The 20,160-nt window shown below is 66.4% G+C and carries 16 protein-coding genes; 5 read left to right on the forward strand and 11 right to left on the reverse strand.

Annotated elements, in window-relative coordinates:
- Genes rplE through rplN form a run of 3 tightly spaced genes read right to left on the reverse strand, consistent with a single transcriptional unit; the run spans nt 1 to nt 1,254 of the window.
- Complete coding sequence (gene rplE / locus GFY24_RS29855; RefSeq protein ID WP_153808456.1) at nt 1–567, reverse strand: 50S ribosomal protein L5; 567 nt, start codon at nt 565–567, stop codon at nt 1–3.
- Between the two features lies 1 nt (nt 568).
- A complete protein-coding gene (rplX, locus tag GFY24_RS29860) occupies nt 569–883 on the reverse strand; it encodes a 50S ribosomal protein L24 (protein WP_153808457.1) in 315 nt (104 codons plus the stop codon).
- Between the two features lie 2 nt (nt 884–885).
- On the reverse strand, nt 886–1,254 hold the full coding sequence (gene rplN, locus GFY24_RS29865; RefSeq protein ID WP_309231505.1) for a 50S ribosomal protein L14: 369 nt from the start codon (nt 1,252–1,254) through the stop codon (nt 886–888).
- Between the two features lie 334 nt (nt 1,255–1,588).
- On the opposite strand from rplN, the gene GFY24_RS29870 reads away from it, so the two are divergent.
- Nucleotides 1,589–3,637: a M13 family metallopeptidase gene (locus GFY24_RS29870; protein WP_228566769.1), complete on the forward strand. Its 2,049-nt coding sequence runs from the start codon at nt 1,589–1,591 to the stop codon at nt 3,635–3,637.
- A 110-nt stretch (nt 3,638–3,747) separates the two neighbouring features.
- Nucleotides 3,748–5,784, forward strand: a complete 2,037-nt coding sequence (locus GFY24_RS29875; RefSeq protein WP_309231506.1) for a M13 family metallopeptidase — start codon at nt 3,748–3,750, stop codon at nt 5,782–5,784.
- A 29-nt stretch (nt 5,785–5,813) separates the two neighbouring features.
- Here GFY24_RS29875 and GFY24_RS29880 read toward each other — a convergent pair whose 3' ends face one another.
- Nucleotides 5,814–6,131 carry an MmcQ/YjbR family DNA-binding protein gene (locus tag GFY24_RS29880; protein ID WP_309231507.1) on the reverse strand — a complete coding sequence of 106 codons (318 nt, stop codon included), beginning with the start codon at nt 6,129–6,131 and terminating at the stop codon, nt 5,814–5,816.
- Nucleotides 6,132–6,197: 66 nt separating this feature from the next.
- On the reverse strand, nt 6,198–7,178 hold the full coding sequence (locus GFY24_RS29885; RefSeq protein ID WP_153808461.1) for an ABC transporter substrate-binding protein: 981 nt from the start codon (nt 7,176–7,178) through the stop codon (nt 6,198–6,200).
- 117 nt (nt 7,179–7,295) lie between these two features.
- Between GFY24_RS29885 and GFY24_RS29890 the strand changes: the two genes are divergently transcribed.
- The 3 genes from GFY24_RS29890 (at nt 7,296) to GFY24_RS29900 (ending at nt 12,096) form a co-directional block, all read left to right on the forward strand.
- Entirely contained in the window at nt 7,296–8,363 is a 1,068-nt protein-coding gene (locus GFY24_RS29890) for an AMP-binding protein (RefSeq protein WP_153808462.1), read from the forward strand.
- A 385-nt stretch (nt 8,364–8,748) separates the two neighbouring features.
- Nucleotides 8,749–9,969 carry a glycosyltransferase family 4 protein gene (locus tag GFY24_RS29895; protein WP_228566770.1) on the forward strand — a complete coding sequence of 407 codons (1,221 nt, stop codon included), beginning with the start codon at nt 8,749–8,751 and terminating at the stop codon, nt 9,967–9,969.
- On the forward strand, nt 9,970–12,096 hold the full coding sequence (locus GFY24_RS29900; protein WP_309231508.1) for a glycogen debranching N-terminal domain-containing protein: 2,127 nt from the start codon (nt 9,970–9,972) through the stop codon (nt 12,094–12,096).
- A gap of 4 nt (nt 12,097–12,100) precedes the next feature.
- Here GFY24_RS29900 and GFY24_RS29905 read toward each other — a convergent pair whose 3' ends face one another.
- The 6 genes from GFY24_RS29905 to GFY24_RS29930 form a co-directional block, all read right to left on the reverse strand.
- The gene (locus tag GFY24_RS29905) at nt 12,101–12,934 is read right to left on the reverse strand and encodes an ABC transporter permease (RefSeq protein ID WP_228566771.1); all 834 of its coding nucleotides are present in this window, start codon (nt 12,932–12,934) and stop codon (nt 12,101–12,103) included.
- Entirely contained in the window at nt 12,931–13,755 is an 825-nt protein-coding gene (locus GFY24_RS29910; protein WP_153808463.1) for an ABC transporter permease, read from the reverse strand. The genes GFY24_RS29905 and GFY24_RS29910 overlap by 4 nt, the downstream gene beginning before the upstream one ends.
- Nucleotides 13,752–14,702 (reverse strand): ATP-binding cassette domain-containing protein, encoded by a 951-nt coding sequence (locus GFY24_RS29915; RefSeq protein ID WP_309231509.1) that lies wholly within the window; start codon nt 14,700–14,702, stop codon nt 13,752–13,754. The genes GFY24_RS29910 and GFY24_RS29915 overlap by 4 nt, the downstream gene beginning before the upstream one ends.
- A 64-nt stretch (nt 14,703–14,766) precedes the next feature.
- Nucleotides 14,767–17,976, reverse strand: coding sequence for a nocobactin polyketide synthase NbtC (gene nbtC, locus GFY24_RS29920; protein ID WP_153808464.1), 3,210 nt, complete (start codon nt 17,974–17,976; stop codon nt 14,767–14,769).
- On the reverse strand, nt 17,969–19,309 hold the full coding sequence (locus GFY24_RS29925) for a polyketide synthase (protein ID WP_309231520.1): 1,341 nt from the start codon (nt 19,307–19,309) through the stop codon (nt 17,969–17,971). The genes nbtC and GFY24_RS29925 overlap by 8 nt, the downstream gene beginning before the upstream one ends.
- Nucleotides 19,310–19,368: 59 nt before the next feature.
- On the reverse strand, nt 19,369–20,133 hold the full coding sequence (locus tag GFY24_RS29930; protein WP_153808466.1) for a thioesterase II family protein: 765 nt from the start codon (nt 20,131–20,133) through the stop codon (nt 19,369–19,371).
- Nucleotides 20,134–20,160: the final 27 nt, after the last annotated feature.

Here is a 20,160-nt window from a genome sequence, read left to right on the forward strand (position 1 = left end):
TCAGTTCTCCTTGAACGGGAAGCCGAGGTGCTTGAGCAGAGCGCGACCCTCTTCGTTATTGGTCGCGGTGGTCACCACGGTGATGTCCATACCACGCGGACGGTCGATCCGGTCCACGTCGATCTCATGGAACATCGACTGCTCCGAGAGGCCGAAGGTGTAGTTACCGTTGCCGTCGAACTGCTTCGGCGACAGGCCGCGGAAGTCGCGGATACGGGGCAGCGCGATGGAGATCAGGCGATCCAGGAACTCCCACATGCGGTCGCCACGAAGGGTGACCTTCGCGCCGATCGGCATGCCCTCACGCAGCTTGAACTGCGCGATGGACTTGGTGGCCTTGCGGATCTCGGGCTTCTGGCCGGTGATCAGGGTCAGGTCCGCGACCGCACCGTTGATCAGCTTCGCGTCACGGGCGGCGTCGCCGACACCCATGTTCACGACAACCTTCACGACGCCGGGGATCTGCATCACGTTGGCGTAGTTGAACTCGCTGTTCAGCGCGTCCTTGATCTCGGCGCGGTAGCGCGCCTTGAGGCGCGGCTGCACCTTGTTCTCAGTCGAAGTCATCTCAGATGTCCTTCCCGTTGCGACGGGAGATGCGAACGCGCTTGCCGTTCTCATCGGTGCGGTAGCCAACGCGAGTCGGCTTGCCGTCCGAGTCCACGACCATCACGTTGGATGCCTGGATCGCAGCTTCCTGGGTCACGATGCCGCCGGAGCTGGCGCCACGCTGGTTCGCGGAGTTCGCGACGTGCTTCTTGATCCGGTTCACGCCCTCGACCAGGACCTTGCCGGTCGCCGGGAAGGCCTGAATGACCTTGCCCTTGGCGCCCTTGTCCTTGCCCGAAACGACGATCACGGTGTCGCCCTTGTGCACCTTCATGGTCAGAGCACCTCCGGGGCCAGCGAAACGATCTTCATAAACTTCTTCTCACGCAGCTCACGGCCGACCGGGCCGAAGATGCGGGTGCCGCGCGGATCGTGATCCGCCTTGATCAGCACTGCGGCGTTCTCGTCGAAACGGATGTACGAGCCATCCGCGCGACGGCGCTCCTTGGTGGTGCGAACGACGACGGCCTTGACGACCTCGCCCTTCTTGACGTTGCCACCGGGGATCGCATCCTTCACGGTGGCGACGATGATGTCGCCGATACCGGCATAGCGACGCGACGAACCACCGAGCACGCGGATGCAAAGGATTTCCTTGGCACCCGTGTTGTCGGCGACGCGCAGTCGCGACTCCTGCTGAATCACTTCAGCTCCTCCTAGACCTGGACAAAGTGCGCGCCGGATTGCCGACCCGACGAGCATGGTCAGTTGCCCTTCAAACGCGCGCCTGCCAGCGGTATCAACCGATCTGGGAAGACCAACCACTGTGGGTTCGCGGCCGAAGTGCGGGCATAGCTCCCGCAAGCAACCGGTCCAGTGTAGCCAAGCCCCAGGTAGACCCCAAATCGGGGTGGGGAGACCGGACTCGTGGCACTCTCGCCGGGCGACACCGCGCGTGGATTCAGCTCTCACTCAGGCAAAGCCGTTAGCGTCGGGCCGACCGAGCAATACCCGATTATCCGATATGAGGAGATTCGCGTTGACCTCCGAGCGCCCCTTCGCTCTCGATCGCCGTAGGTTCCTGATCGCGCTGGGGGTGTTGCCCGCCGCCGCGCTGCTGCCGAGTTGTTCCAAGTCCGAGCCCGCGAATGTCTCGACACAGTTGATAGGGCCGGATATGTCCGGTTCGAATCCGGCGATCCGTCCGCAGGACGACCTGTACCGGTTCGTCAACGGCAAATGGCTGGACGAGTACCAGCTGCCCGCGGACAAGGTGTCGTTCGGCACCTTCGACGAGGTGCAGGACCGGGTCCAGGACCAGTTGAAGGACATCATCACCGGAATTCACGATCCGAAATCCGGCACCGATGAGCAGAAGATCCGGGATCTGTACGACGCGCGGCTCGATACCGACGAGATCGAGAAGCTCGGTATGCAGCCGTTGCAGGATCTGTTCACGAAGATCGACGCGGCGCAGACCAAGGCCGAGCTGGCGAAGGTGATGGGTGAGCTGCCCGGGGTGGGGCTGATCGGACTGACGGTCGGCGCTGACCCCAAGAACTCCAATGCCTATCTGCCGCAGGTGGTTCAGAGCGGGACTGGGCTGGAACAGCAGTACTACACCAAGCCCGAGAATGCCGACAAGCTCACGGCCTACCGCACTTTCCTGGCCAAGATCGCCGGTGGCGCGGGCATCGCGGATCCGGTGGCGCTGGCCGGGCGGGTGGTGGATCTGGAGGGGCGGATCGCGGCGGTGCAGTGGAACAATGTGAAGCTGCGCGATACCGATGCCTCCTACAATCCGCGGACCTGGGCCGAATTGGTCACGCTCGCACCGGAATTCGACTGGGATCCATGGCTGGCGGGCAATACCGACCGGCCCAAGAACCTGTTCGACAAGCTGAATGTCGGGCAGCCGTCGTTCATGACCGCCGCCGGACAGCTGTGGCAGCAGGTCGAAATCGCCGACTGGCGTGACTATTTGAAGCTCGGACTGGTGCGCGGATTCGCGCCGTACCTGCCCAAGGCGATCAATGACGCCAATTTCGAATTCAACTTCACCGTGATGCAGGGGTTGAAGGAGCGGCCCGAGCGCTGGAAGTCGGCGGTAGGCACGGTCAGTGCGAATCTGGGCGATCCGCTCGGAAAACTCTACGTGGACAAGCACTTTCCGCCCGCGGCCAAGCAGCGGGCACTGGCCATGGTGGATGATCTGCGGGCCGCGTACCGGGAGAACTTCCAGAACTCCAGCTGGATGTCGCCGCCCACCCGGGCCGCCGCCATCGCCAAACTGGCGAAGATCGACGCCAAGATCGGGTATCCGGACAAGTGGGAGGACTTCTCCCCCGTCACCGTCACGCGCGGCAAGTTGATCGAATCCCTGCGCGCGATAGGAGATTTCGAGGCGAAGCGGATGTTCGCGCGACTCGGGACACCGGTCGACAAGACCGAATGGGGCATGTCACCGCAGACGGTGAACGCCTACTACAACGCCAGCGCCAATGAGATCGTCTTCCCGGCCGCGTTCCTGCAGCCGCCGTTCTTCGACAAGGACGCGCTACCGGCGGTGAATTACGGTGCGGGCGGCGCGGTTATCGGGCATGAGATCGGGCACGGGTTCGACGATCAGGGTTCCAAGTACGACGGGGACGGAAACCTGCAGGACTGGTGGACGCCCTCGGATCGCGCGGCCTTCGAGGCCAAGACCAAAATGCTCATCGATCAGTACAACGCGCTGGTGCCGACCGGGTTGCCCGCGGATCAGCATGTGAACGGTGAGCTCACCGTCGGTGAGAATCTGGCGGATCTGCGCGGGCTGGAGATTTCCCTCGCCGCCTATCGCATGCTCGAAAAGCGCGGCGGCACAGACAATCCCGATCTGAAGCCGATGTTCGAATCCTGGGGCCGGACCTGGCGCACCAAGATGACCGACGAGGCGCTGGAATCGCAGATCGCCGACGATCCGCATTCGCCGGCGGAATTCCGCTGCAATCAGGTGGTGCGCAATCTCGCCGACTTCTACACCACCTACGAGGTGAAGGAAGGCGATAAGGAGTATCTGCCGCCGGATCAGCGCGTCACCCTCTGAGCGATACGCCCGTCCGCGACAGACCGACGCGGGCGGGCGAACCCCGGTAGCCTCGGGCGCACCATTGGCTACGAACAGGGGTGCGGGCGTCCGCACCGGGAGGGTTCTTCGTGACTTCGTCGGGTCCGGTGCGTCTTGATCGCCGCGCATTTCTGATCGCACTCGGGCTGGTTCCGGCCGCCGCCGCGCTGGCTTCGTGCGCGAAAGATTCAGCGCCGAAACAGCTGTCGGGGCCGGATCTGGCGGGGGTGGACGAGGCCGTCCGGCCGCAGGACGATCTGTACCGGTACGTCAATGGCAAGTGGTTGCGTGAATATCAGCTGCCGCCGGACAAGACGGCGTTCGGAGCCGGGAGTGAGGCCGGTGAGCGCACTCAGGACCGGCTGCGCGCGATCATCGATGGGATCAAGGATCCCAAGCCCGGGTCGGAGGCGCAGCAGATTCGCGATCTGTACGACGCTCGGGTGGATTGGGACACCGTCGAGAAACTGGGCCTGTCGCCGCTGACGGACGTATTCGACAAGATCGACCGCGCCGCGAGCAAGGCCGATCTCGCCCGCGTCATGGCGGAGTCGCCCGGCAGCGGGCTGATCGGGATCGGTGTCGCCGTCGACCGCAAGAAGTCGGACAGTTACGTGCCGACCGTGGGGCAAGCCGGGATCGGGCTGGACGAGGAGTACTACCGCAAGCCGCAGTACGCCGAAATCCGTGCGGGCTACCGCACCTACTTGGAGGAGACCGCCAAGGCGGCGAACTTCCCGGACCCGGCGGGAATGGCACAGCGGATCTTCGATCTGGAGACGCGGATCGCGGCCGCGCACTGGGACAACGTGCGTAAGCGGGACGCCAATGCCAGCTACAACCGCATGACCTGGATCCAATTGACCGAATTGGGACGAGGATTCGATTGGGAGCCTTGGCTGGCGGGTCAGACCGACCGGCCCAAGGAACTGTTCGCGGAGGTGGTGGTCGGGCAGCCGTCGTTCGTGACCACGGCCGCGCAGATCTGGGCCGAGACCGACATCGCGGTGTGGCGAGAGTATCTGAAGCTCGGTCTGGTGCGAGGCTTCGCCAGATATCTGCCACTGGCTTTCAATGACGCCTACCTCCGTTTCTTCGGCACGATGCTGCGTGGGCAGAAGGAGCGTCCCGAGCGCTGGAAGTACGGTGTCCAGACCGTCGAGGACAATCTGTCCGAGCAGCTCGGCAAACTGTATGTGACGCAATACTTTCCGCCCGAGAGCAAGGATGAGGTCAAGCGGATGGTGGACGATCTGATCTCCGCGTACCGCGAGAACTTCCGGACCAATCGCTGGATGACACAGCCCACCCGGGATGCGGCGCTGGCCAAGTTGGACAAGATGCGGGTGAAGATCGGCTATCCGGACAGTTGGGTGGATTACTCCCAGCTGAAGATCGTGCGCGGCCAACTCATCGAATCCCTGCGCAATATCGGGGTTTTCGAGAGCAAGCGGGATTGGGACCGACTGGGTAAGCCGGTCGACAAGGCCGAGTGGAACATGAGCCCGCAGACCGTGAACGCCTACTACTCACCGCCTTTGAACGAAATCGTCTTTCCCGCAGCGTATTTGCAGGCTCCCTACTTCGACAAGGACGCACAGCTGGCCGTGAACTTCGGTGCGGTCGGTGCGACCATCGGCCATGAGATCGGCCATGGCTTCGACGATCAGGGCTCCAAATACGACGGTGACGGCAATCTGCACGACTGGTGGACCGCCGAGGATCGCAAGGCTTTCGACGCGACCGCGGACAAGCTGGTCGCACAGTTCGATCCGCTTGTCCCCGAGGGCCTCAACCCCGATCAGCATGTGGACGGCCGCCTCACCCTCGGCGAGAATCTCGCCGACCTGCGCGGCCTCGAGATCGCGCTGGCCGCCTACCGCATCGCCGAAAAGCGTGCGGGCAATGACAATCCGGATTACCGGACCATGTTCCTGTCCTGGGCGCGCGGCTGGCGCGTGAAGATGACCAAGGAACTCGCCGCCGAACTCCTCACCGACACCCACTCCCCCGACGAATTCCGTTGCAACCAGGTGGTTCGCAACCTCCCGGAGTTCTACACCGCCTTCGATGTGAAGCAGACCGACAAACTCTTCCTCCCCGAAGACCAGCGCATCACCTTCTGAAACCCATTGCCCGGGTAGTGGTTCCGCCGCTACCCGGCAAAGTACTCCTCCACCAGCTTCGCGGGCGCGGCCTGTCGCCAGGAATCCACCACGATCGCCTCCAACTCCTCCCGATCATCCAGGGCCGCCAACCGCACCCGCACCCAAGCCCCACCGGCCTCATGCGGAGCCACCCAAAACTTCCCCGGCTCCGCCAACACCAGTTCATTCCGCTCGGCAATGGGACACCGCACCGCCATAGACGTCTCCCCCTCGGGCAACGTCAAAAACAACTTCCCATTCACCCGAAACGTAGGCATCTCCCACTCGAACCGCTCCCGCACCTGCGCCAACGAAAGCGCCACCACCCGAACATCCTCACCACTCACCCGCATGGCCTCGATCTTCCCAGCCGGGTACGACAGCCGGAAGGCTTATGCGGCGGCGTGCGCGAGGGCCGGTTCGAGTTTGTCGAGGAGGTGGGGTAGGGCCAGTGGGGTGGGCTGGTTGAGGGTGCTGAGCTCTTCGGTGGTGAGGAAGACGACGGCGTTCTTCTGGACTGCGGGGAGGGCGGTGAAACCTGGTAGGGCTCGGTAGGTTTCGTCCAGGCCGGGTGAGTAGGCGGCCAGGAGGAGGTCGGCGTCCAGTTCGGGGAGGCGGTTGGGCGGGAGGGGGAGGTGGCCGGTGGGGGTGGTCAGGTGGGTGGGGATGGTCATACCCAGTTGGGTTAGGAGGGTGTTGGTGGCGTCCTGGGGGTCGGTGAGGACCAGGAGTTGGGTGGGGGCGGAGAGCCAGGTGATGGTGAAGGTTTTGGACTTCAGGGTGGGGTTGCGCTGGGGGATGGCGGTTATGCGGGAGTTCAGGTCGGTGATCAGCTTTTCGGCGGCGGGCTCGTGGTGGACGGCTCGGCCCAGGGCTCGGAGCAGGTCCGGCCAGGGGGTGGCGGCGGCTTTGGCGAGTCCCGGAATGGTGGGGGCGACTTTGGTGAGGTCGGTGTAGGTCGTGGCGTCGGCGAGGAAGGGGTCGGCCAGGATCAGGTCGGGGTGCAGGGGCGCCAGCTGAGCGGGGAGGGCGGTTGTGGTGTCGAGGGGTTTGGCGGACTCGAGGGTGGCGGGCTCCCACGGCGGTGGCGCGCTGCCGGCTGCGGTGAGCGGGTCGATATAGGCGATGGGGGTGATGCCCAGGGCCTGGACCGTGTCGAGCCATTGATTGCCCAGTGCCACAATGCGTTTGGGGATAGCGGTGAGAATGGTGGCGCCGTGGGCGTGGGTGATGGTGACCGGGGTGTATTCGGGTGCGCTGCCATTGTGGTCGAGCGGTTCGGCGGGTTTGCCGCCGCAGGCCGCCAGAATCAGGACGAGTGCGCCGGCGAGGGCGGCTCGGGTCCAGCCGCGTGGGCCGGGGACCAACTGCATTGTCGATCTCTCCTCGTCCGGTGGGCTGTTGCTGGTTCGATCCCCGATGGGGCTGCCTATTGCATCTTTGATGGATTAGGTTAGGGTTGCATAAGTAAGCGTTCGAAGGTGTGAGCGATGGAGCGTCGGTTGCCGAAGAGTCTTTCCGCGGTGCAGCGGCATCGACTCGTGGACGAATGGGCCAACGGAGTCGAACTGTACGACGTGCCGTCGGTGGAATCGCTGATCGAATGCGGGCGTCGCGTGCCGGTACTGCGCACCGCGGTGCGGCATGGCGGTCACATCCTCACCTATGCCGAGCTCTTCGCGCGGCTCGACGGCGGTGTCATCGGTACCGCCGGTCCCAGTTTGGACGGTCTGGCCGAGCTGCTGTGCGATATCGCCGAAGCCACGCAGACCGACTCCACTCTCGACTTCGGCGCGTCGGGCATTTCGCTGACACCCGACGCACTGGCCGCCGCCGCGGATGATCGCCGGGCGGTGGTCGCGGATCACCGTGAGGCTCGCATCGATCGGGCCTTCGGCTCCGCCGATGTGCGGCTCTTCGCCACCCGCTGGGATTGCGCGGACGCCGCTGTCGAACTGCTCGCCGCGCTCGCCGACGGCGCGACCCTGGTGCTGGCCACCGCGGCGCAGCGCACCGATCCGGCCGCACTGGCCGAACTCATCTCCACCTGCGCGGCCACCCATGTGGTGGCTCCGGCCGGGATCCTCTCCGGGCTGGCCGATCGCCCGGCTCCGGCGCTGCCGTCGGTGCGGCGCTGGGATGTCACCGGAACCGCCTGTTCGGCAGTGCTTTCCGGGCTGTTGCGCACTATCTCCCCCGGTTCGGTGGCCGGATTCGCCTACAGCGCACCGGAGTACGCGGGTGTCGCCGCGCGCGGGCCGCTCGACGGTTCGGGGCGGGTGCGCCCGATTCCGGGTGCACGACTGCTGGTGCTGGATGAGACGCTGCGGGTGGTCGCGCCCGGCACGACCGGCGATGTGTACCTCGGTGGTGCCGCACTGGCCGCCGCCACACCGGGTTTCGTGGCCGATCCGTTCGCCGCCGGAAACCTTTGCAGCACAGGTGCGCGCGGCCACTGGACCGCCGATGGCTGGCTCGTCTTCGATGCGGTAATCGCGGCCAGGGTCTCCGAACGGATCTCCGCCGCCGCGGATGACGAAGTCGGTTACGCTGCCTGAACTTTCCGCCGATAAACACCGGAACAATTTCGATCAGCATCGCGGATGTGATCCGCGGCGATAGTGTGGGAATCACCCAATGGCCGCCGAGCGCGAGGACGCGCTCGGATGCCTGAAATCCGGTCGCACCGTGCACGCACGACGGTGACGGTCTCGCCAATGGTGCTGGAGTCGTCCACGCCGAATCCCTGTGCGCGGTCATCGAATCCCCAGGCATCGGCCGGTGCGGCGATCACCAGGCGTGCGCAACCTCCAGCGTGCTGTCGGACTTGCCTACCTCGCTCATGCCCGCTCCGACGCGGGCGGTGAGCCGGGCGTCCACTGCGGCACAGTCGCTTTCGATCTCGCACCGGCGTCGGCCGCCCGTGTTTCGAAAGGACTGGCCATGAGCGCCACATTCGACTTCATATCCCTCGACCGCGATCGGCTGCACATCGCGATGGTGGTGCCACCGTACTTCGATATCCCGCCGCGGGCGTACGGCGGAGTCGAGGCCGTTGTCGCCGATCTGGTGGACGCCCTGGTGGCGCGCGGGCACCAGGTCACGCTGCTCGGCGCGGGCGTGAACGGCACGAGCGGGCGGTTGATTCCGCTGTGGGATCGGATTCAGGCCGATCGACTCGGCGACCCTTTTCCGGAGGTGGTGCACGCCTTGAAGGTTCGGCGCGCACTGGAGCGACTGACCGGTTTGGATGTGGTGCACGATCACACCTTCGCGGGTGCGTTGAATACCCCGGTGTACCGCGATCTGGGTCTGCCGACGGTGGTGACGGTGCACGGCCCGGTGGATGGCGATCCGTACCTGTACTACAGCGAGCTCGGCGAGGAGGCGCATCTGGTCGCCATCAGCGACCGGCAGCGTGAGCTCGCACCGGATCTGAATTGGGTTGGCCGCGTCCACAATGCGCTGTGTGTCGACGATTGGCCCTTCCGTGTGGAGAAGGACGACTACGCTTTGTTCCTGGGCCGGTTCACCGAGGACAAGGCGCCGCATCTGGCGTTGGAGGCAGCGCATGCCGCCGATATCCCGCTGGTGCTCGCCGGGAAATGCGCCGAACCGCCCGAACTGCGGTATTTCGACAGTGCGGTAAGGCCATTGCTCACCGAGCGCGATCGCATGTTCGGTATGGCCGACGCCGTGGCCAAACGCGAATTGCTCGCCGGGGCGCGTTGCCTGTTGTTCCCGGTGCAGTGGGAGGAACCGTTCGGCATGGTGATGATCGAGGCGATGGTGTGCGGCACCCCCGTGGTGGCGTTGCGCGGTGGCGCCGTCGCCGAGGTGATCGTGGACGGTATCACCGGGCGTATCTGCGACGATCCGGCCGAATTGGCCACGGCCGTCAAGGAAGTGCAGACCTACGATCCGTTCGCCATGCGCGCGCATGTGGCCGAGCGTTTCGGTGCGGACACCCTGGGCCGCGGGTACGAGGAGATCTATCGACGGGTGGTGCGCGGGTATCGGCCGCGCCGGATGGGCCGTGCCACCACCATTCACGCCTGGTCCGCCGATGCCGCGCACCAGTCTCTGCCCGTGCCGCAGCGGTCGGCGGGTACCGGGCCGGGGCGGGGTTCGGGGGCGGCCACATCATCGAAGGGGAGGGTCTGAGTGAACGAAGAGGTTCCGAGCGTGATCAATGGTGGTGAGCCGTCCGCGCTGGGCGGTACCGGTGGGGCGGTGACGCTGGTGGAGGGCAGTACGTTCTGTCTGTCGGATCGGATCGGCGATGTGGAGCCGGGGACCCCGTACGGACTGTTCTACCGCGACGCGCGGGTGCTGTCCCGATGGGAGTTGCGCCTGGACGGGCAGCGGCCGGAGCCGCTGTCGGTATTGAGTCCGGAGGCGTTCACCGCCCGGTTCATACTGCGCCGGCCTCCCCGGGCCGGCGCGGCGGACAGCACGGTTCTCATTGTGCGAGAACGATTGATAGCGGATGGGCTGCGCGAGACCATCACGGTGGAGAATATGGGCAGCGAAACCACCGCCGTGGATCTGCAATTGCTGATCGACGCGGATTTCGTGGATCTGTTCGCGGTGAAGGAGGGCCGCACCGCCAGTGCGCGCGCGGAGATTCTGGCGGCCGATCAGGAGTTACTACTAATCGACCGCTCCGATCGCTCCCGGGGTTTGTCGGTGTCGTCCTCGGAAGTGCCCGTGGTGCTGCCGGGTTCGCTGGCCTGGCGCGCGGTGGTGCCGGCCGGGGGTAGTTGGCAGACCGAGGTATTGGCCCAGCCGACCTTGGGGAGCCAGCCCATTCATACCCCGCTGTACCCCGGCGAGCATTTCGAATCCAGTGAGCCGAGCCGCAAGATCGCGGCCTGGCGGGATACGGCGGCCGATATCACCGCCACCGATCCGCAGCTGGCATTGGTGTTGGCGCGCACCGAAAGTGATCTGGGCGCATTGCAGATCCATGACGAGAGTCGTGGCGGCCGCCCGTTCGTGGCCGCCGGTGCGCCCTGGTTCATGACGCTGTTCGGACGCGATTCACTACTCACCGCGTGGATGGCGCTGCCGCTGGATGTGGGTCTCGCGGTCGGCACCATGCAGCAGCTGGCGGAGATGCAAGGACAGCGGGAGGACCCCATGACCGAGGAGGAGCCCGGCCGGATCATGCATGAGATGCGGCGCGGTCCGGCCTCCGGGGCGGTACTGGGTGGTGAGACGTATTACGGCACCATCGACGCCACACCGCTTTTCGTCATGCTGCTGGGGCAGGCGCGGCGCTGGGGTGCGGATACCGAGGCGGTGCGGGCGCTGCTGCCCGCCGCCGATGCGGCGCTGGCCTGGATCGCGGATTACGGCGATCGCGATGGGGACGGGTTCGTGGAGTATCAGCGGGCCACCGATCGCGGGCTGATCAATCAGGGCTGGAAGGACAGTTTCGACGGTATCAATGATGCGATCGGGCATCTGCCGGAGCCGCCGGTGGCACTCTGCGAGGTGCAGGGGTACGTGTATGCCGCGCTGCTGGCGCGCGCCGATCTGGCCGATGAGTTCGGGGACGGGACCACGGCGGAGCAGCTGCGGGATCGGGCCGCCGAACTACGCACCAAATTCGCCGAAGCCTTCTGGCTGCCCGAAAAGGGTTGGTTCGCTGTCGCTTTGGACGGCGGCAAACGAAAACTGGACGCACTCACCAGCAATATCGGACATTGCCTGTGGTCGGGGATCGTCTCGGACGAGCATGCGGCGGAGGTGATCACCAAGCTCTCCTCGCCGGATATGGATACCGGATTCGGTTTGCGCACACTCTCTTCCAGCATGGGCGCGTTCAATCCCATGAGTTACCACAATGGTTCGGTGTGGCCGCATGACACTGCGATCGGTGTCGCGGGGCTGCTGCGCTACCGGCATATTCCCGGAGCCCTCGAATTGGCCACCCGGCTCGCCGAGGGGCTGCTCGACGCGGCGGGAGCGTTCGGCGGTCGCCTGCCCGAATTGTTCTGCGGTTTCCCGCGAGCCAAGTTCGCGGCACCGGTCCCCTACCCCACCTCCTGCTCGCCGCAGGCGTGGGCGAGTGCGGCACCGCTGCTGCTGGTCCGGTCATTCCTGGGTTTGGATCCGGATATTCCGCGCCGCACGCTCACGGTGCTGCCCCACCTGCCCGCGCGCTGGGGGCGGGTGGAGCTCACCGATCTGCGACTCGGTGGCGCGGTCATCGATCTCGTGGTGGAGGGTGACCGCGTCACCGCCTCCAACCTCCCCGAGGATTGGCGGCTGATCACGCACTGACGGTTCAGCTTTCGGCCGCCGCACGATAACCGCGCACGGCCAGGACACCGAAGACGGCGGCGAGTCCGAGCGACCATGCCGCCGTCTGCAGCAGTGGGGTGGCGACCGGGCCGCCGAGGATGAGGCCGCGCATGGCTTCGATGGCGCAGCTCATGGGCTGGGCGCGGACTACCGGCTGGATGAGGTCCGGGTAGTTGTCCAGGGGGACGAAGCCCGAATTGAAGAACATGCCGATCAGCACCACTATGGCCGCGAGTTGCACCACCTTGTCGCCGATTCGGCTGACGCCCACCAGGATTACCGCCGGGGTGAATCCCGCGATGAGCAGGACCGGGACGGCCAGGACGCCGAAGAATCCCGGCCAGCCCTGCTGAAAGCGCAGGCCCAGCAGCATTCCGATCAGCACCACCACGAGGGTGACCACGGCCGCGCGCACGCATTCGGCGAGCAGGCGCCCGAGCAGGCCGGCCGAGCGATGGATGGGCAGCACCCAGAAGCGGCGCAGCAGACCGCTCTGCCGCTCGCCGTAGAGGGACAGGCCGGTGCCCATCGCGCCGTACATGGCTCCGGCGATGGCGATCATGGGGACGAAGCCGTAGATCGGATCGGCGTCGGAGGACAGGCCCAGGGAGCGGGTCAGCACCAGGTCGAACATGAGCAGCAGCAGGACGGGCAGCACCAGGGTGCTGGTCATTACCTCCTGCTGGCGGGACCAGCGGCGCAGCAGGCGACCGGTCTCTATCAGGAGTTGACTCGGGAGGGAGCCGGATCGCGACGGAATCATCTGCACCACAACATGTTCGGTCCGGCCGGTCGGCGTAGCCGTAATGTTCGTCATGCTCGCCGTCCTTCCGCACGGGTGGCCAGCACCATGCCGACGATCAGCAGGCCCACGATCCACAGTGCGGCCACACCGAGTTCGGATGGGTAGCGGCCGTCGGCGAGGCCGCGCAGGGCCGAAGTCACCTGTGAGACGGGCTGATTGCGGGCCCAGCCTTGAATCCAGCCCGGAAAGCCTTCGGCGGGAACGAATCCGGTGGAGGTCATGATCAGCAGGAGTTGGGGCACGAAGAGCACCGTGCCGCCGAGTTCGGGATTGCGGGTGACCGTACCGAGCGCGTCCGCCGCGACGACTACGGCGGCTCCGAAGGCCAGGGCCTCCAGCACGAAGACCAATGCCGTTGCCGGATCGTTGAATCGGAAGCCGAAGGCGGTGCCCACCAGCAGCGCGCTGGTCAGGGCGGCGCAGCCGCGCAGTAGATTCGCGGACATGCGGGCGGCCACCGGCACCCACGGACGCACCGGTAGCGAGCGCAGGCGGGTGGCCATACCGCCCGCGACCTCACGTCCGGCGCGGTCGGCGGCGAACATGGCGGTGAAGAACATGGCGTATACCGCGACCAGCGGGAGTAGGTACTGCGCGAAGTCGATTCCGGTGGCGGACATGGATTTACGCAGCGGAATGTAGAAGCAGATGTAGATGGCGATCGGCGCGGCCAGCGCCAGCATCACATCGCCTTCGCGCAGGGCGGCGCGAATACCGCGCTCGCTCAGCGCAGACCATTGCAGCCCGGCTGGAATACGCTCCACAGCAGCTTGATTCACACTCCGATTCGCGGCCGAATGAGAGTCGACGAGTCCGATTGCAGTCTGATTCATACCGACTCCTTCACCGGTTTCGTCAGCTCGATGAAGACCTCGTCCAAGGACGGGCGGCGCAGGGCGATATCGATCAATTCGATTCCGCCGCTGTTGATTCGGTGCAGCGCCTCGGTGAGTGTGGCGGCACCGTCGGGCGCGGGCAAGGACACCCGGTCCGCAGATTCGGCGACGGTGACCTCGCCGAGTCCGGTCAGGGCGGTGACCAGGCGGGGCACATCGGCGGCGTCCACCGGTACCACCTCGCAGTAGCTGGAGCCCGAGCGCGCCTTGAGCTGATCGGCGGTGCCCTCGGCGATCACGGTGCCGTGGTCGACGACAATTATGTTGTCGCTCAACGCATCCGCCTCCTCCAGGTACTGGGTGGTGAGCAGTACGGTGACACCCCGTTGCTTGAGGTCGCGCACCAGCGCCCAGAGGCTTTGGCGGCTGACCGGGTCCAGGCCGGTGGTGGGTTCGTCGAGGAAGACCACGCGCGGCGGGCGGACCAGGCCGCAGGCGATATCGATGCGTCGCCGCATACCGCCGGAGTACTGGCCGACCCGGCGGTCCGCGGCGTCGGTGAGGGCGAACTGTTCCAGGAGTTCGTCCGCGCGTGCGTGCGCCGGTTTGCGGCGCAGGCCGAGCAGGCGGGCGAAGAGTACGAGATTCTCACGGCCGGTGAGCATTTCGTCGAGGGCGGCGTACTGTCCGGTCAACATGATGGAGGCGCGCACCTCGTTGGGCCGGCGCACCACGTCGTAACCGGCCACCATCGCCCGGCCCGCATCGGGCCGGACCAGCGTGGAAAGCACCGAGACCGTGGTGATCTTACCCGCGCCATTGGGGCCGAGCACGCCCAGCACGCTGCCCGCGGGTGCGGTGAAACTGATTCCCCGCAAGGCTTTCACCGCACCGAAGGATTTCTCCACGGACTCGACAATGATCGCGTCCCGTGGTTCGGGCACCGTGTTCTCCATTCTCGTCATTCAGGTATTCCCCCTGCTTCCTTCGTATTTCGCCGATATTCGACTAGCCGAGCAGTGCGACGACTTCGTCCAGCGAGGCCCCGCCGAGAATCGCGGTGACGGGCAGCTCGCGCTGCAGCTGGGTTTCGATGAGCTTGCGCAGGTCCAGGGCTTGCAGGGAGTCCAGGCCGAGCGCCACCAAAGGCATGGAGCCGTCGATGGGTTCGGTGTGGTCCATCCCCATGACGAAGCGCAGCGCGTCCTGAACTTGGACGGCGATGTCCTGCGGAGTCGGAGCCACCGCGGCAGGCGTGGCGCTACCGGTGGTGGTCGGCTGCGCGACCGGCCGGTCCGGCAAGTCCGCGAAGAGCGGGTCCTGGCCGTAGAGCGCGAAAATCGCTCGCAGCGTGGACCATTCGGCGGCGGCCACGAGGCTGTTGCCGGGGGCGGCGAAGCCCGCGGCGATGGCGGTCGCCGGGTCCATGGGCAGCAGTCCGATGCCGCTGATCCGGGCGAGCGCGTCGGCATTGTCGGCTCCGACCGCGTGCCACAGCCCCCACTGCACGGAGGTGACGCCGATACCGTCACGGCGGTAGCCGGTCGCGGCGGCATCCAGCATGCGGTTGACCGCGGCGTAGACGGAGTGCCCACGGCCGCCGATGGTGGCCGACAGCGAGGAGCACAGCACCACGCGCGCATCGGGGGCGAGCGGTAGATCGCGGATCATCCGATCGAGCGCGATCACCTTCGATTCGGCTGCGGCACAAACGGTTTCCGGACTCACCTCGGCCGCCGCCGCGGCGTAGTCGACGGCCGCGTGCACCAACAGACTCACGGGCGTCAGGACGAACTCGTCGCCGAGGGCGCGCACGGAGTCGTCGTCGGTCACATCGCAGGTGCGGATATCGACAATCGCTCCGAGCGAGTTCATTTCGCGCACCCGCGCTTTCGCCTCCGCCGACCCGCCGGAACGGCTGATCAGGGTGATACGCCGGGCTCCCGCGCGGGCGAAATCGGCGGCGCAATCGAGGCCGAGCGCCCCGGTACCGCCGATGATCATGACCTCGTCCAGATCCGTCGAGGTGAGAGGGCAGTCCCCGGGGGTCTCATCCAGCACCAGCCGCTTGGCATACCAAGCACCCGAGCGTGCGGCCAACTCCGGTTCACCGGCGGTATGCACCGCGCCCAGCACGACCTTGGCGGCCTCGGCAAGCTCCTGCCCGGCGGCGAGATCCAAATGCCGGAACCCCACACCCGGGTACTCCGCTGCGAGGCAACGGAACCCCGCCTGCGCGGCGGCGTGCGCGATATCCGGCGTCTCACCGTCGAGGACTTGTTCGCCACCGGAAGTCACCAACCAGACGTCCCGCACCCCGGTGAGATCCGGCAGCCAGCCGCGACCACCGACGAACTCGGCCGAGTCACGTACCGCGGTGGCGATATCGACGGCTGCGGAGGTGGGCAGCAAGATGACCACTGTGTCGTTGACGGCAGCGGCGTCGGCGCTGGTCGCCGAAACCGGTCCGCGACGGTCGGTCGGGAAGGTTGCCGCGCTGGATATTCCGACTACGGTCGCGCCGTGCCGGGGGGCGGCCTGTTCGATCGCGGCGGCGAGGTCGGCGCGGCGGCCGGTGTGGTCGATGACCGTCAGGGTGCGCGGGGGGATCAGTTTGCGGCGGTCGAGGCGTACCCAGCGTTCGGAGAGACGCTGTGGCACAACGGTTCCGGGCATGACTGGCTCAGTGATGGGATCGGCAGGTGACCGGTCCGACTGAGCGCTCCCCTCGTCATCGCGGCGGGATTGGGGGGATTGGGGGGCCGCGACGTCGATTTCGGGTGTACCCGCCGGGGTGGGCAGGCCGGATTGTGCGGTTTGGGAGTAGTCGAAGGGGGCCCACAGCTGCTTCGGGGTGGTTTGGGTGTTGGGGAAGTCCAGGAGCGGGAGGCGCTGGATGTCGGTTGTGGTGTCGCGCAGGGAATCCCAGGGGAAGGCGGTGTCCAGGACTGCCAGCTGGGCGAGGTTCTTGGTGAATTCGGTGAGGTTGGTGGCGGTGCGGCGGGAGGTTCCGATGGTGCGGAAATCGCGGGCCGCGCCGAAGGTGGAGAGGGTGTCCTGCATGGCGACCATGAGGGCGGGGTGGTCGGCGATTTCGAGGAAGATATCGATATCGCGGGCGACGGCCTCAGCTATCGCGAGGTCGAAGCGGACGCGGTTGCGCAGGTTCCAGTACCAGTATTCGGCGGGCGGCAGGTCGGGAGTGATTGCCTCGCCGAGAGTTGAACCGATACAGGGGATTTCGGTGGGAGCGAAGACCGGTGCGTCGAGGGTGTCGTGCAGGGCGCCTTCGAGTTCCTCGCGGAATTTGCTCACGAACGAGGTATGCGCGGGGTATTCGACGCGAATTTCCTTGGCGAATTTGCCCTGTGCGGTGAGGTTCGCGACCAGTGCGGCAACCGCCGGGCGCTCGCCGGAGACGGCCAGCACATGTGCGGAGTTCACCACGGCGAGCTCGGCCCAGCCGGAGTTGCGGGCCAGCAGGGCCTCGCATTCGTCGCGTTCGATGCCGACGACGGCCATGGCCCACCGGCCGTTCCAATCGTTCGCACGCTCGAGGGAGCCGACCATTTCGGCGCGCAGGGTGACCACGCGAATCCCGTCTGCCAGGGAGATGATGTCCGAGACGACGGCGGCGGCGATCTCGCCCTGACTGTGGCCCACGGTCAGGTGCGGCTCGACTCCGGCCGCGCGCCAGATGGCGGCCAGGCCGAGCATCTGCATGAAGAGGGCGGGCTGCACGATCTCGACGTTCTCGGTAACCGCACCGGCCTCGTCGAGCAGGTAGGTCAGCGGCGAAATACCGTGCTGCGCTCGGAAGATGGCGTCGCATTCGTCGACGGTCGCGCGGAAAACCTGGGAATACCGGTAGTAGAGCACCCCCATCCCCGGCCGCTGACTGCCCTGTCCGGGAAAGACATAGGCAATGCGGCGCGCGGTGGCGGCCCGATTACCGGCGATCACGGCCGGATAGGGGCGTCCGGCGGCAATGGCTTGCAGGGCCTCCAGCAGCTGCTCGCGGTGGGTGACGGCGGCGAGCGCGCGGTAGCGGCGCGGAGCCCGGGTACGGAAAAGCATGTCCGCCACCGCATCCGGGGTCACTGTCGGCCGTTCCTCCAGGTACGCGGCCAGGGCGGCGGCCTCCCGCTGGAGTACGTCGACGGTGTCGGCGGACAGCAGGATCGGGGTGCTGCCGTCCGGAAGTCGATAGTCAGGCATGGGTTCCTTCTTTCAGCACAGCCTCTTCCAGGACGGGCATGGCCAGCACGGCGTGTGCATTGGTGCCGCTGACGCCGAAGGATGAGACCGCGCCGTAGCGCAGGCCCTCGCGCGGCTCCCAATCGGTGAGTTTCGCCGCCAGGCGCAGACTTCCGGCCTCCCAGTCGAATCGGGTGCTGGGGTTGTCGGCGTGCCGGGTGGGTGCGATCTGGCCGTGCAGGCCGCTGAGCAGGACCTTGATCAGGCCGAGCAGGCCCGCGGCGGCCTGCGCGTGGCCCAGATTGGATTTCACCGAGCCGAGCAGCGGGGTGCTGCCGTCGGCGCGGGGTGCGCCGTAAACCTGTTGCAGGGCAGCCAATTCCAGTGGGTCGCCGACGGCGGTGCCGGTGCCGTGCCCCTCGATCATGTCGACCAGCGCCGGATCGATACCCGCGGCGGCGACGGTGGCGCGCACCAGGCGTTCCTGCGCCGCCGAGCTGGGGACCGCGATGGGCGCGCCCTTGCCGTTGTGGTTGATGCGGGAGCCGAGCAGCCGGGCGTAGACGCGATGCCCGAGCGCGCGAGCCCGCGATTCACGCTCCAGCACAACGACTCCGACGCCCTCGCCCCACAGCGTGCCGAGCGCGTTATCCGAATACGGCTTGCATTGTCCATCGGCGGCGAGGGCATTGTTCTTGGAGAATTCGAAGAACGCGCCGGGTGCACCCATGACGCAGGCCGCGCCCGCGAGCGCCCATTCGCATTCGCTGTTTCGAATAGCGTTGGCGGCCAGGTGGATTGCCGCCAGCGAGGATGCACAGGCGACATCCACCACCACGGACGGGCCGCCCAGTCCGAGCACATTGGAAATGCGCCCGGCGACCGCGCCCAATGCCTGACCGGCGGCCCGATATCCGGTGTACTCGTTGACGGTCGCGCCGTGCGGGCCGTACTCGGTATTGGATGCGCCCATATAGCAACCGATATCGTCACCGTCGCCGAGTGCGGCGGGGTTGATGCCCGCGTTCTCGAGTGCCCGCCAGGCCACCCGCAATGCGACGCGCTGCTGCGGATCCATGGCGACGGCCTCGCGTGGAGTGATGCTGAAGAACTGCGGATCGAAATCGGATGCGGTGGACAGGAATCCGCCCGCATCGCGCACCTGACCCCAGCCCTCGGTCTCCGCCAGGCCGAACAGCCGCTCCAGCGGCCAGCCCCGATCACGCGGGAAAGGCCCGATGAGGTCACGTGATTCGGCGAGTGCGGCCCAGTACTGCGCCGGTGTCTCGATACCGCCGGGTGCCTCGACGGCCATACCGGTAATGACGATCGGGTCGTCCACAACCCCGGTCACCGCACCCGCATCGGGAGCGAGCGGGGTGGTGGGCGCGCCGTCACGAGGGCGGGTCTTGTTCATCGCGCCACCGCCGATCGGATCGGCTCGGCGGCAAGGGTTTCCGCAATGGCCGGGACATGGTCGTGCAGGTAGAAATGGCCACCGTCGAACATGCTCACCTGGAGTTCGTGTGGGGTGTGCGCCTGCCAGCCGTACAGGTCGCCGATGGACACGAATTCGTCGTCACTGCCGCCCATGGCCTGCACGGGCGCGTCGAGCCGGACATCCTGGGCGCAGGTGTAGGCGTCGAAGGCGGCGTAGTCGGCCTTGAGCGCCGGCAGCGCCATCCGCATGAGTTCGCGATTGCCCAGGACGTCGGCTCCGGTACCCTGCAGGCCGCCGACGTGGTCGAGCAGTTCCTCGTCCGCGGTCGGATGCGGGGGCATATCGGCCACCCGCCACGGCGCGACCGCACCGGAGACAGCCAGCAATCGCACCGGAATACCCGAAGCCGCTGCGAGCCTGGCGAATTCGAATGCCACCACCGAGCCCATGCTGTGCCCGAAGACGGTGATCGGCTCACCGCTATTGCTCGGGGCGCGTACGAACTCCGCGAACGCGCCGGCGGCGATCTCCGGTACGGTGCGCAGCGCGGCCTCGCGGGCGCGGTCCTGGCGGCCCGGGTACTGGAAGATCGAGACATCGAAGTGTTCGCTCAGTGCCTTGGAGAACGGGCGGTAGGTGGAGGCCCCGCCGCCCGCGTGCGGGCAGATGACCAGTGGCGGGTTGCCCGCCGCGCGCGGTCGATGGAATTTGCGGATCCAGCCGAGAGAATTGCTCATAGTCCTTGCTCCTGTATCTGCGCGCAC

This window comes from Nocardia sp. SYP-A9097, from assembly GCF_009649815.1.
Lineage (GTDB): Bacteria > Actinomycetota > Actinomycetes > Mycobacteriales > Mycobacteriaceae > Nocardia.